Here is a 12,784-nt window from a genome sequence, read left to right as displayed (position 1 = left end):
GCCTCAGACCTTGACGTCGCGGTAGTAGCGCATCGCGCCGGGGTGCAGCGGGATCGGCGTGGTCTCGATGGCCGACCGGACCTCTATCGACCGGGCCACCGGACTGGCCGCCACCATCGCGTCCTGCGCCCCGAACAGGCCTCTGAGCAGCGCTTCCGCGACGTCGTCGGACATCGTGTCGTTGACCAGGAGGAAGTTGCGCACGACCAGGGTGGTGACCGGTTTGGTGACCGGGCCGCCGGGCAGCTCGTAGGCCGAGGCGGGCAGGGTGGCCGACCCGTAGACGGGGTACTGGGCGCGCAGCCGCGGCAGCACGTCGCTCAGGTCCAGCATGCGGATCTTGACCGTGGTGGCCAGCGTCCGCACGCCGGTGGTGGGGACGCCGCCGGACCAGAAGAACGCGTCCAGCGAGCCGTCGCGCATGGCGTCGGTGGTGGCGTTGAGGTCGAGGTAACGGGGCTGGAGGTCGGTGGTCGGCGACATGCCGGCGGACTTGAGCAGCCGTTCGGCGATGACCAGCACGCCGGAGTCGGGCGCGCCCAGCGAGACGCGCAGACCCCGCAGGTCGGTGAGCTTGGTGGCCGGGACGTCGTCGCGGACCACGACCTGCAGGTAGTCGTCGTGCATGCGGGCCAGCGCGGAGATCCGGTGGCCCTTGCCCTCGTTGTGGGCGCGCTCCGCCGCGTCGGCCGCCGAGAAGCCCACCTGGGCGGTGTTGGCGGCCAGCCGTTCGAGGTTGTCCACCGACCCGGCGGTGACGACGACCTGGGGGTGCGGGATGCCGGGGTCGCGGGTCCACGAGTCGGCCAGGGCGCCGCTGAGCCGGTGGTAGACCCCGGAGTCGCTGCCCGCGGCCATGGTCAGCTTGACGTGGTCGAACTCGTCACCGCACGCGGTCAGCGACAACGTGGCCAGGGCCAACACGGCCCCGGCCGCCTGCACCCGCAGCAGCACTCCCGACACCCGCGCATCGTCGCACGTCCGCCTCCGCCCCGGACCCGACGGAAGGATGGGGCGGCCGCGGCGACCGGTTCCGCACGCCTCGGACCCGCATAACGGCACTGCGTGCACGCCGCCCCCGGGAAGGTGCCTACGATGGGTTGGACGAGACCAGGGCGTCATCCACGCAGGCATGCCCCGAGCATGTTGATCGACCTGCAGCACGGAGTGATCCAGCTAGTGAGCAGTAGCGATGACCTCGTGGCGACCGTGGCCATCAAGCCACCGACCAGGGGAGACGTGACCACGTGACCGGCACGCAGAGTCGCAGGAGCTACCAGATCCGCACGTTCGGCTGCCAGATGAACGTGCACGACTCCGAACGCCTCGCCGGCATGCTCGAAGACGCGGGCTACGCGCCGGCGGAGGGTGACGCGACCCCCGACGTGGTGGTGTTCAACACCTGCGCGGTGCGGGAGAACGCCGACAACAAGCTCTACGGCACCCTCGGCCACCTCGCGCCCGCCAAGGCCGCCAACCCGGGCATGCAGATCGCCGTCGGCGGCTGCCTGGCGCAGAAGGACCAGGGCGAGATCGTCAAGCGCGCCCCGTGGGTGGACGTGGTCTTCGGCACGCACAACCTCGGGTCGCTGCCGGTGCTGCTCGAACGCGCCCGGCACAACCGCGAGGCCCAGGTCGAGATCCTCGACGCCCTGGAGACCTTCCCGTCCACGCTGCCCGCCCGCCGCGACTCGGCCTACTCGGGCTGGGTGTCGGTGTCGGTCGGGTGCAACAACACGTGCACGTTCTGCATCGTCCCGTCGCTGCGCGGCAAGGAGAAGGACCGCCGGCCCGGCGAGGTGCTCGCCGAGGTCCAGGCGCTGGTGGACGAGGGCGTGCTGGAGGTGACCCTGCTCGGGCAGAACGTCAACTCCTACGGCGTCGAGTTCGGCGACCGGTTCGCGTTCGGCAAGCTGCTGCGCGCGTGCGGGGGCGTCGACGGCCTGGAGCGCGTCCGCTTCACCTCGCCGCACCCGAAGGACTTCACCGACGACGTCATCGCAGCGATGGCCGAGACGCCGAACGTGTGCCACCAGCTGCACATGCCGCTGCAGTCGGGCTCGGACCGCGTGCTCAAGGAGATGCGCCGCTCGTACCGCTCCGCGAAGTACCTGTCCATCCTGGACAAGGTCCGCGCGGCCATGCCGGACGCGGCGATCACCACCGACATCATCGTCGGCTTCCCGGGCGAGACCGAGGAGGACTTCCAGGCCACGCTGGACGTGGTCCGCGAGTCCCGGTTCTCCAGCGCCTTCACCTTCCAGTACTCCAAGCGCCCCGGCACGCCCGCCGCCACGCTGCCCGACCAGCTGCCCAAGGAGGTCGTGCAGGAGCGCTACGACCGGCTGGTGGCGCTGCAGAACGAGATGTCCTGGGAGCAGAACAAGCTGCAGGTCGGCCGCACCGTGGAGGTCCTGGTCGCCAACGGCGAGGGCCGCAAGGACGCCGAGACCCACCGCCTGTCCGGCCGCGCCCGCGACGGCCGCCTGGTCCACTTCGCCCCGGGCGACGCCCACATCCGCCCGGGTGACGTGGTCGAGACCGTGATCACCTACGCGGCCCCGCACAACCTCATCGCCGACGGCCCGCTGATCAGCCACCGCCGCACCAAGGCGGGCGACCGCTCGGAGGCGGGCATCCGGCCGAAGACGGCGGGCGTGACCCTCGGCCTGCCGAAGTTCGGCGCCCCGGAGCCGCTGCCGGCCGCGACGGGCGGGTGCACGGTCGCATGAGCGACGACCCCGAGGACCTGGCCGGCCTGCGCGCGGAGATCGACGGCGTCGGCCGTTCGGCGGCCAAGCGGTTCGACCCGGGCGCGGGCGCGATGCTGATCGCGGTGGCGGTGCTGGCGATCCTGGTGTCGTTCGTGCTGCCGTGGGTGGGCGGGGACACCGGGTTGCGGGTGCTGCTCGGCGAGGCGCCGGCGATGCCCAAGGTGTTCTCGTACGCGGTGCTGGTGGCCGGCGTGCTGTTCCCCGCCGCCACCCTGGCCGTGCGCCGCTGGGCGCTGGCGTGGCTGAGCGCCCTGGCGTCCTTCGCGGCGTCGGTGAGCGGCGTCCTGTCGATCTGGACGACCCAGACGACCACGGGTCACCAGCCGGGTCCGGGACCGGGCGCGGGCCTGGTCGTCGCCGTGATCGCCATCGTGGTGCTGCTGGTGAAGTGGCTCAAGATCGCCGCTTCCCGCCCCGCGCTCCAGTGACGAGAAGGGCCCCTTCCCGCCGCGGCGGGAAGGGGCCCTTCTCGTGCTGCTTCGACCTACCGGGTGGCCACGGCCTGCTCGGCCGCCGCCAGCCACTCGCGCCACTGCTTGGCCTGCGCCTCGGCCTGCTCGGCCCGCCGCTTGTCGCCGGCCGACCGGGCCTTGGCCGCCTGGGCCTCGAACTGCTCGACCCGCTCGCGGAACTGCGCGACCCGCGCCTCGGCCTCGGGGTCGGAGCGCCGCCACTGGGCGTCGACCGCGCCGCGCACCTTCTCCTCGATCGCGCGCAGCTTGCCCTCCAGCTCCCGCACGCGCTCGCGCGGGACCTTGCCGATCGCGTCCCACCGCTCCTGGATGCGGTAGAGCTGCTGCCGCGCCGCCTCCAGGTCGTGGCTGGGATCGATGTGCTCGGCCTCGGCGAGCAGCTCCTCCTTCAGCTTCGCGTTGGCCGCGAACTCCGCGTCCCGCTCGCTGAAGGCCTCCGACCGGCGGGCGAAGAACGCGTCCTGCGCCGCGCGGAAGCGCTGCCACAGGGCGTCGTCGGCCTCCTTCGGGGCGCGGCCCGCCGCCTTCCACTCGACCATCAGGTCCTTGTAGCGGCCGGCGGTCGGACCCCAGTCGTCGGACTCGACGAGCTTCTCGGCCTCCTCGACCAGCTCCTGCTTGCGGTTCTTCGCGACCCCGCGCTGCCGGTCCAGGTCGGCGAAGTGCGAGCCCCGCCGCCGGTTGAACGCGTCACGCGCCTTGGAGAACCGCCGCCACAGCTGCTCGTCGGTCTTGCGGTCGACGCCCCGGATGGTCTTCCACTCGTCCAGGATGGCCCGCAGGCGGTCACCGGCGGCCTTCCACTGGGTGGACTCCGCGGCCAGCGCCTCGGCCTCCTCGACCAGCGCCAGCTTCCGGGCGCCGGCCTGCGCGCGGGCCTCGTCCTTGGCGGCCTTCGCGGCCTCCAGCCCCTGCTCGGCGAGCACCAGGACGTACTCGACCCGCGCGGACAGGGCGGCCAGGTCGCCGACGACCGCGGCGTCCTTCAGGCTCTCCTGGACGTGCTTCGCGCTGGTCAGCGCGTGCTTGGGGTCGCCCGCGCCGGAGGTCAGCCGCGTCACCAGCAGCTCGACCTCGGTGCGGATGTCGTCGAACCGGCGCGCGAAGTGCGCCAGGCCCTCGGCGGGCTCCCCCGCCTGCCAGGAACCGACGACCCGTTCACCGTCCGCCGTCTTGACGTGGACGGTGCCGTCCTCGTCCACGCGCCCCCAGCGGTCAGGGTGGTCCGACGCCACGGGGACCGGCGGAGGTGCGCTCACCGTCCGCGTCTCCTCGACCACCGCCCCCGTGCCACTGTCGCCAGTGGCTTCCGGTGTCGTCTCGTGTTCCGTCATCGCCGGCTTCCTCCTCGCCTGCCCACTTCGTGGTGCCCGTGCCGACCACGGGCGCCCCGCCTACGGCGGGGCCCAGCACCCGGGTACCGCGACTCCTCAATAGTCCCCAGTACCCCGCGCGCATTCAAACAGGTCAGGGCTCGCATCGGTACTGGTGGTGGCTGATGGGTAGCGTGGGCCGCCATGATCTCGCGTGTCGCCGTCGTGCCGCACCCACCCCTGCTCGTGCCCGAACTCGTGGGTGGCGCCGTGGCCGAAACCCAAGCGGTGCGGGCAGCCTGCCTCGCCGCGGCCCGCGACCTCGCCGCCCACGACCTGGACTGGACCGCCGTCGCGGCCGATCCGACGGGTCCTCGGGTGCTGGAAAACGTTGCCGGATCGTTTCTCGGATTTGGCGTGGACGTGCCCGTTTCGCTCTCGGCGGAGCCGTCCTCTGTGGAACCGGCGATGCCCCTGCCCGCCCTGGTGGCGGGGTGGCTGCGCGAGCACGCGGGCGCACGCAGCGTGCGCGTCCACCTCGTGCCGCCGGACCTGCCCACCGCCGACTGCGTGGCGCTGGGGGCCGAGCTGGGCGCTTCGGGAAACCGGGCGTTGCTGGTGCTGGGCGACGGGTCGCACCGGCACGGGGAGCAGGCCGTGGGCCGGCCCGACGACCGGGCGCGGCCGTTCGACGACGACGTGCGCGCGGCGCTCGTGCACGCCGACGCCGAGGCGCTGAAGGCCCTGGACCCGGGGCTGGCGAACGAACTGGGCGCGGCCGGGCGGGCGGCGTGGCAGGTCCTGGCGGGCGTGCCGGGGCCGTGGCGGTGCACGCGGTCGGAGTTCTCGGCGCCCTTCGGCGTCGGGTACCACGTGGCCGTCTGGGAGGCTTAGCGGCGTGAACGCGCCCATCGCCGTCGTAGGCCCCACCGCGACCGGCAAGTCCGACCTCGCCGTGCGGCTCGCGGTCGAGTTGGGCGGGGAGGTCGTCAACGCCGACTCGATGCAGCTCTACCGCGGCATGGACATCGGCACCGCCAAGATGTCCCCGGACGAGCGGCGGGGGGTGCCGCACCACCAGCTCGACGTCCTGGACGTCACCCAGACCGCCCACGTCGCCGTCTACCAGCGCGAAGCCCGTGCGGCGATCGAGGACGTCCTGGGTCGGGGACGGGTGCCGGTCCTGGTCGGCGGGTCCGGGCTGTACGTGCAGGCCGTGCTGGACGACCTGGTGTTCCCCGCCACGGACGAGGCGGTGCGGTCCCGGCTGGAGGAGGAGCTGGCGGCGGTCGGCCCCGGGGTGCTGCACGACCGGCTCGCGCGCCTGGACCCGGCGGCGGCGCTGGCGATCCTGCCGTCCAACGGGCGGCGCGTGGTGCGGGCGCTGGAGGTCATCGAGCTGACCGGGCGGCCGTTCTCGGCGACCCTGCCCAAGCCGGGTCCCGCCCGGTACGGCACGGTGCTGGTCGGGCTGGACCGGGAGGCGGCCGAACTGGACCGGCGGGTGGACGTCCGGGTGGAGCGGATGTTCGCGGCCGGGCTGGTCGACGAGGTGCGTGAGCTGGAGGCCCGCGGCCTCCGGGACGGGCGGACGGCGGCGCGGGCGCTGGGGTACCAGCAGGTGCTCGCGGCGTTCGACGGCGAGTGCGACCTGGCGGCGGCGGCCGAGGAGACCGCGCGGGCGACGCGGCGGTTCGTGCGGCGGCAGCGGTCGTGGTTCCGGCGGGACCGGCGGGTGACGTGGTTCGACGCCGCCTCGCCCGCGCTGGCCGACGACGTCCTGCGGCTCGTGGCGAAGTAGCCTGGTGGGCGTGGGCGTCGAATTTCTCAAGGGGCACGGCACCGAGAACGACTTCGTGGTCCTGCCGGACCCCGACGGTCTGCTCGACCTGACCGAGGAGCGGGTGCGGGCGCTGTGCGACCGGCAGCGCGGCCTGGGCGCGGACGGCGTGCTGCGCGTGGTGCGCCCCGACTTCGGCCCGTGGTTCATGGACTACCGCAACGCCGACGGCTCCATCGCCGAGATGTGCGGCAACGGCGTCCGCGTGTTCGTGCGCTACCTGGTGTCGGAGGGCCTGCTCCCGACCGGCGAGTCCACCATCGGCACCCGCGCCGGTCAGCGGCACGTCATCGCCCACGAGGACGGCACCGTCACGGTGGACATGGGCCCGGCCCGCGTGGTCGGCACGTCCTCGACCACGCTCGGCGCGGCGGCGTTCGACGGCGTGGCGGTGGACGTCGGCAACCCGCACCTGGCGTGCGTCACCACGACCCCGGTCGCGACCCTCGACCTGCTCCGCGACACCCCCCGGTTCGACGCCGCGGTGTTCCCCAACGGGGTGAACGTCGAGTTCGTGAACGTTCTCGGCGACGGCGCTCTGCGCATGCGCGTCCACGAACGGGGGGTTGGCGAGACCCGTTCGTGCGGCACGGGCACGGTCGCGGCGGTCGCGTCGTGGCTGCACGGCACCGGCCGGCGCACCGGCAAGGCCACTGTGGACGTCCCGGGTGGACAGGTCTCGGTCGTCATCGAGGAGGACACCTCCACCCTGACCGGCCCGGCCGTGCTGCTCGCGCGCGGCGAGCTAGACCAGGCGTGGTGGGACGCCCTCTGACGCCCGCAGCGGCGACGCGAGCACCCACCCGACGGCCAGCACCATCCCGACCGAGGCCACCCACAGCCCGCCGCGCACACCGACCCACTCGGCCAGCGCCCCGCCGAGCAGCGCGCCCACCGGCATCGCGCCCCACGCGAGGAACCGGATCGAGGCGTTCATCCGCCCCATGAGCCGGTCCGGGCACAGCGCCTGCCGCAGGCTGACCTGGGCGACGTTGTAGACCAGCACGCCCATCGTCGCCACGAAACACCCGGCGGCGACCACCCACCCGTGCTCCGCCCACGGCACCACCAGCCACGCCGGCTGCGTGCACACCAGCGACGACCACACCAGCCGCCGGCCGCTCAACCGCCCGACGAACAGCCCGGCCACGGCCCCGCCCGCGCTGCCGACGCCGAGCAGCAACGCCGCCACCCCGGCCGGCAGGTCCAGCACGCGGACCAGGAACACCACGTTGAGCGCGCTCCACACCCCGTTGGCCAGGTTGAACGTGGTCGTGCACAACACCAGCGGGCGCAGCAACGCGTGCCCGAACACGAACCGCAGCCCCTCGCCCATGTCCGCCCACACCCGCCGGCGGGCCGGCTCCGGCACGGGCTCCGGGGTCCGGACGCGGCCGAGCAGCGCGCCCGACACGGCGAAGCTCGCGGTGACCGCGAACAGGCTGCCGACCGCCCCGAACACCTCGGCGAACACCCCGGCCAGCGGCTTCCCGGACAGCCGCGCGACCTGCTGAGTGGCCATCATCCGGCTGTTGGCCGCCGACAACTCCGCCCGCGGCACCAGCGCCGTCAGGTACGACAGGGCCGCGACCTCGACGAACACCGACAGCACGCCCACCAGCAGCGCCACCGCCAGCAGGTACTCGAACGACAGCCCGCCGAACCACCCCACCAGCGGCACCGACGCCAGGGCCGCGGCGCGCCCCGCGTTGCCCCAGACCTGCACCGGACGCCGCCGCACCCGGTCCACGAACACCCCGACCGGCAGCCCGACCAGCAGGAACGCCGCCATGCCCGCCGCGGTCAGCAAGCCGATCGCGAACTCCGACACCCCCATCTCGACCGCCACCAGCGGCAACGCGAACACCGACACCGCGCTGCCGAACTGGCTGACCGTGTCGCTCCCCCAGAACAGCCGGAAATCCCGCACGAACCCCCCAAGGACGGATCAGGCCGCCACGGCCTCCCGCGTCCGCAGCGGCGAGAAGAGCACCCACAGCACGGCCAGCGCCTGACCGGCCATCGCGATCCACAACGTCGGCACGATCCCGAACCCCCCGCCCAGCGCACCGCCGACCAGGCCGCCCAACGGCATGGACCCCCACACCACGAACCGGATCGACGCGTTCATCCGCCCCAGCAGGTGGTCCGGGCAGATCGACTGCCGGTAGCTGACCTGGGCGATGTTGTAGACGATCGCCCCGTACGCGACCGCCAGGTCGCCGACGAACACGAACACCAGCCGCCAGTCCGCCGCCCCCAGCGGGATCAGCAGGCCGAACGGCTGGGTCACCAGCATGACCAGCCAGATCACCCGCAGCTGCCCGAACCGCTTGTTCCACCGGTTCGCGGTCAGCGCGCCGAGCACGCCGCCCAGCCCCGCCGAGGTCAGGACCAGCCCGATCACGCCGTCGGACAGGTCCAGGGTCCGGGCCAGGAACAGCACGATGACGGCCATGCCCATGCCGCCGAAGAAGTTCGCCGTGCCGGTCGTGCCGACGATCGCGCGCAGCGACCGGTTGCCGAACACGAACCGCAACCCCTCGCCGATCTCCGCCACCAGGCTCGGTTTGTCGGACCGCACCGGTTCGGGTTCGTGCGTGCGGATGCGCATCAGGAACAGCGCCGAGCACAGGTAGCCGACGCCCGTGGCCAGCACGCCGTTGGCCGCGCCCACCGCCTGGGCGACACCACCGGCCACCGCGGGTCCGGACACCTCGGCCACGGACTGGCTCGCGGTCAGCTTGGCGTTGCCCTCGACCAGTTGGTCCCGCCCGACCAGCACCGGCAGGTACGACTGGTAGGCGATGTCGAACATGACCGTGGCCGCGCCCACCAGCAGGGCGACCACGACCAGGTGAACCAGGGTCAGCGCGCCCAGCCACCACGCGAGCGGCACGGACAGCAGCAGCCCGAAGCGGACGAAGTCGGCGGTCAGCATGATCGGGCGCCGCCGCATGCGGTCCACCCACACGCCCGCCGGCAGGCCGATGAGCAGGAACGCGGCGGTGTTCGCCGCCGTCAACAGCCCCATCTGGAACGGCGTCGCCGCGAGGGTGCCCGCGGCGAGCAGGGGCAGCACGACCCGACCGACGGACGCGCCGAAGTAGCTGATGGTGTCGCCTGCCCAGAGCAGGCGGAAGTCGCGGTGGGACCACAGGGACACGTCCGGCAGTCTCGCGGGAGTGATTGGAAAGTGTCAATCACTTATCCTGGGCGGGTGCACCGACGCCCCGCCACCGAGGCCGAAGCCGCCGCCCTCGCCTCCGCCGTGCGGCTGCGCATCATCCGGCTCACCTACGACCGGGCGATGACCAACAAGGAGATCGCGGAACGCCTCGGCCGCGACCCCGCCACGACCCTCCACCACGTGCGCAAACTCGTCGCCACGGGCTTCCTCGAACCCCAGCCCGCGCGCACCGGCAACCGCGGCGCGCGGGAGATCCCCTACCTGTCCACGGGCCTGTCCTGGCGGCTGTCCGGCGTCGACCCGCACGCCAAGGGCGAGGCGATGCTCCAGGCGTTCCTGTCCGAGGTGGCCGAGCTGGGCCACGACCAGGTCGACCAGACACGCCTGGTGACGAGGGTGAACGCCGGGGAACTAAAGCGGCGTCTCCGCACGTTGTTGGATGAGCTGGCCGCTGAACCGGACGACCCGGAAGGGGAGCGTGTGGCGATCTACCTGGCGGTGTACCCAGGCGATTAACCACTCGGCGCCGGCGGCGGGACATGCGACGATGAAGGGCAAATGACGGAAAACACGCACAACAGCAACGACTGGCTCGACCACGAAGCCGAGCTGTCCACCGGCGAGCTGGCTCTCGCCGACCGCGCCGCGCTCCGCCGCGTCGCCGGGTTGTCCACCGAGCTGGAGGACATCACAGAGGTCGAGTACCGGCAGCTCCGCCTGGAGCGCGTCGTGCTGGTCGGCGTGTGGACCGAGGGCACGGCGGCCGACTCCGAGGCCTCGCTCGCCGAACTGGCGCTGCTCGCCGAGACCGCGGGCTCCGAGGTCCTCGAAGGCCTCGTCCAGCGGCGCGACCGGCCCGACCCGGCCACCTACATCGGCTCCGGCAAGGTCGCCGAACTGCGCGACGTCGTGATCGCCACCGGGGCGGACACGGTGATCTGCGACGGTGAGCTGTCCCCCGGCCAGCTGCGGCAGCTGGAGGAGAAGCTCAAGGTCAAGGTCATCGACCGCACCGCGCTCATCCTGGACATCTTCGCCCAGCACGCCTCGACCAAGGAGGGCAAGGCCCAGGTCGAGATGGCGCAGCTGCAGTACCTGCTGCCGCGCCTGCGCGGTTGGGGCGAGTCGCTGTCGCGGCAGGCCGGTGGTCGCGCCGGCGGCGGCAACGGCGGCGTGGGTCTGCGCGGTCCCGGTGAGACCAAGCTCGAAACCGACCGCCGGCGCATCCGCGCCCGGATCGCCAAGCTGCGGCGCGAGATCGCGGCGATGAGCGTCATCCGGGAGACCAAGCGCGGCGCGCGGGTGGCCAACGCGGTGCCGAACGTGGCCATCGCCGGGTACACGAACGCGGGCAAGTCCAGCCTGCTCAACGCCCTGACCGGGGCGGGGGTGCTGGTGCAGGACGCCCTGTTCGCCACCCTCGACCCGACCACGCGGCGCACCCAGACCCCCGAGGGCCTGCCGTACACGCTGACCGACACCGTCGGCTTCGTCCGGCACCTGCCGCACCAGCTGGTGGAGGCGTTCCGGTCGACGCTGGAGGAGGTCGCCGACGCGGACCTGCTCGTGCACGTGGTCGACGGGTCCGACGGGATGCCGGAGAAGCAGGTCACGGCGGTCCGCGAGGTGATCTCGGAGATCAGCGAGCGGCACGACTCGATGCCGCACGAGCTGCTGGTGGTCAACAAGATCGACGCGGTGGGCGACCTGGGCCTGGCCCGGCTGCGCCACCTGTTCCCCACGGCGGTGTTCGTCTCGGCGCACACCGGCGAGGGCATCGGGGAGCTGCGCGAGCGCATCGCCTCGCTGATCCCGCGCCCCGAGGTCGTGGTGGACGCCCTGGTGCCGTACGCGCGCGGCGAGATCGTGGCCCGCGTGCACCGCGAGGGCGAGGTGCTCAAGGAGCGGCACACCGAGGAGGGCACCGAGCTGAGCGCTCGCGTGCGCCCCGACCTGGCCGGCGTGCTGGAGCAGTTCGCCGTGAACGGAAGCCGCGCCTGATCCCTTGCGCGCGCCACTCGCGGCCCTGGCCGCACTCGTCCTGACGGCCGGTCCCGCTTCGGCGGAGCCGGCCGTCGCCGACGTGTGCGCGCTCACCTCGCCGAAGCTGGCCGAGCTGTCCGGCCTGGGGTCCAGCGGCGACGAGTGGTTCGCCGTCAACGACAGCGACACGGGTCGGGTGGAGGTCCAGGTCCTCAACCGGTCGTGCGGGGTCACCCGCACCATCACCGCCCCGGCGAACCCGTACGACGTCGAGGACCTGGCCCTGGCGCCGGACGGCACCGTGTGGCTGGCCGACACCGGCGACAACGGCAAGACCCGCGAGACCGTGGCGCTGCACGCGATCGCCCCGGACGGCACGTCCCGCCTGTTCCGCCTGACCTACCCGGACGGCAAGCACGACGCCGAAGCGCTGCTCCTGGACGCCCGCGGCGTCCCGCACATCGTCACCAAGGAACCCATCGGCTCGGCCCTGGTCTACCGCCCGACCGCCGACCTGTCCGACGCCGCCCCCACCCCGCTGGAACAGGTGGCCCGCGTGTCGATGCGCGGCACCGACACCCCGGGCGGCCCGCTGGAGAGCACCGTGGTGACCCGCCTGGTGACCGGCGGCGCGATGTCCCACGACGGCCGCGTGGCGGCGCTGCGCACCTACACCGACGCGTACCTGTTCCCGGTGCCCGACGACGGCGACCTGGCCAAGGCCCTGGGATCGGACCCGGTCCGCGTCCCGCTGCCGAACGAGCCCCAGGGCGAGGCGATCGCCTTCGACCCGGACGGCACCCTGCTCTCGGCCACGGAATTCGCCCCCGACGCCGCCCGCTCCACCATCCGCGCGGTCACCGGCGCGGCGGCCCTGGCCGCCCCCGCCCCCACGACGACCACGCCCCCACCACCCCAGGGCACCGGCGACACGGCAGCCTCCCCCGCGCCCGCCGCCGACAGCAGCGACATCCCCCCGTGGGCCGTCATCGCCGCAGGCGCAGCCGCACTGGCCCTGATCGGGCTCGGCATCCGCCGCTCCCGCAACCGCCGCCAGTCCTGACCCCACGCCACCCACCACCGGCCACGCCACAGTGCCGGCGAACCCGCCCACGCCACGCTGCCGCCGCCGACCGCGCCGCAGCGCCGGCCGCACCACGCCGCAGCCCACGCCGCGCAACACCACGCCCGCGCCGCAGCCCACGCCACGC

Annotated in this window: 12 protein-coding genes; 8 read left to right on the top strand and 4 right to left on the bottom strand. The window is 73.2% G+C overall.

The features are described 5' to 3' along the window. Positions 1–3 precede the first annotated feature (3 nt). Positions 4–963 carry a TAXI family TRAP transporter solute-binding subunit gene (locus AB0A74_RS21495; RefSeq protein WP_358251855.1) on the bottom strand — a complete coding sequence of 320 codons (960 nt, stop codon included), beginning with the start codon at positions 961–963 and terminating at the stop codon, positions 4–6. Positions 964–1,247: 284 nt separating this feature from the next. On the opposite strand from AB0A74_RS21495, the gene miaB reads away from it, so the two are divergent. Both miaB and AB0A74_RS21485 read left to right on the top strand, forming a co-directional pair. Beyond that, a complete protein-coding gene (gene miaB / locus AB0A74_RS21490) occupies positions 1,248–2,732 on the top strand; it encodes a tRNA (N6-isopentenyl adenosine(37)-C2)-methylthiotransferase MiaB (protein ID WP_358251853.1) in 1,485 nt (494 codons plus the stop codon). Further along, positions 2,729–3,202 carry a hypothetical protein gene (locus AB0A74_RS21485; RefSeq protein ID WP_358251852.1) on the top strand — a complete coding sequence of 158 codons (474 nt, stop codon included), beginning with the start codon at positions 2,729–2,731 and terminating at the stop codon, positions 3,200–3,202. Before miaB ends, AB0A74_RS21485 begins: the two co-directional genes overlap by 4 nt. A gap of 56 nt (positions 3,203–3,258) precedes the next feature. On the opposite strand, the gene AB0A74_RS21480 is transcribed toward AB0A74_RS21485, so the two are convergent. Next, the gene (locus AB0A74_RS21480; protein WP_343936186.1) at positions 3,259–4,581 is read right to left on the bottom strand and encodes a DUF349 domain-containing protein; all 1,323 of its coding nucleotides are present in this window, start codon (positions 4,579–4,581) and stop codon (positions 3,259–3,261) included. A gap of 183 nt (positions 4,582–4,764) precedes the next feature. Here AB0A74_RS21480 and AB0A74_RS21475 point away from each other — a divergent pair, with 183 nt between their 5' ends. The 3 genes from AB0A74_RS21475 to dapF are packed head-to-tail and all read left to right on the top strand — an operon-like array spanning position 4,765 to position 7,175. After that, positions 4,765–5,454 (top strand): class III extradiol dioxygenase subunit B-like domain-containing protein, encoded by a 690-nt coding sequence (locus tag AB0A74_RS21475; RefSeq protein WP_358251850.1) that lies wholly within the window; start codon positions 4,765–4,767, stop codon positions 5,452–5,454. Between the two features lie 4 nt (positions 5,455–5,458). Continuing rightward, the gene (miaA, locus tag AB0A74_RS21470) at positions 5,459–6,361 is read left to right on the top strand and encodes a tRNA (adenosine(37)-N6)-dimethylallyltransferase MiaA (RefSeq protein ID WP_358251848.1); all 903 of its coding nucleotides are present in this window, start codon (positions 5,459–5,461) and stop codon (positions 6,359–6,361) included. A gap of 4 nt (positions 6,362–6,365) precedes the next feature. Then, entirely contained in the window at positions 6,366–7,175 is an 810-nt protein-coding gene (gene dapF / locus AB0A74_RS21465) for a diaminopimelate epimerase (protein ID WP_358251846.1), read from the top strand. On the opposite strand, the gene AB0A74_RS21460 is transcribed toward dapF, so the two are convergent. Both AB0A74_RS21460 and AB0A74_RS21455 read right to left on the bottom strand, forming a co-directional pair. Beyond that, complete coding sequence (locus AB0A74_RS21460; protein WP_358251845.1) at positions 7,146–8,330, bottom strand: MFS transporter; 1,185 nt, start codon at positions 8,328–8,330, stop codon at positions 7,146–7,148. The genes dapF and AB0A74_RS21460 overlap by 30 nt on opposite strands. Positions 8,331–8,348: 18 nt before the next feature. Further along, complete coding sequence (locus tag AB0A74_RS21455) at positions 8,349–9,575, bottom strand: MFS transporter (RefSeq protein WP_358251955.1); 1,227 nt, start codon at positions 9,573–9,575, stop codon at positions 8,349–8,351. A gap of 45 nt (positions 9,576–9,620) precedes the next feature. Here AB0A74_RS21455 and AB0A74_RS21450 point away from each other — a divergent pair, with 45 nt between their 5' ends. From AB0A74_RS21450 to AB0A74_RS21440, 3 genes are read left to right on the top strand one after another with little or no spacing between them, the layout of a single operon-like run. Further along, complete coding sequence (locus AB0A74_RS21450) at positions 9,621–10,106, top strand: winged helix-turn-helix domain-containing protein (protein WP_358251843.1); 486 nt, start codon at positions 9,621–9,623, stop codon at positions 10,104–10,106. A gap of 42 nt (positions 10,107–10,148) precedes the next feature. Continuing rightward, positions 10,149–11,591 (top strand): GTPase HflX, encoded by a 1,443-nt coding sequence (gene hflX, locus AB0A74_RS21445; RefSeq protein ID WP_343936181.1) that lies wholly within the window; start codon positions 10,149–10,151, stop codon positions 11,589–11,591. Between the two features lie 4 nt (positions 11,592–11,595). Next, positions 11,596–12,636 (top strand): hypothetical protein, encoded by a 1,041-nt coding sequence (locus AB0A74_RS21440; protein ID WP_358251841.1) that lies wholly within the window; start codon positions 11,596–11,598, stop codon positions 12,634–12,636. Positions 12,637–12,784 lie beyond the last annotated feature (148 nt).

The organism is Saccharothrix sp. NPDC042600 (genome assembly GCF_040647305.1).
Lineage (GTDB): Bacteria > Actinomycetota > Actinomycetes > Mycobacteriales > Pseudonocardiaceae > Actinosynnema > Actinosynnema mutabilis.
The sequence above is the reverse complement of the archived record's forward strand: the minus strand, read 5'-3'. Positions and strand labels throughout refer to the sequence as shown.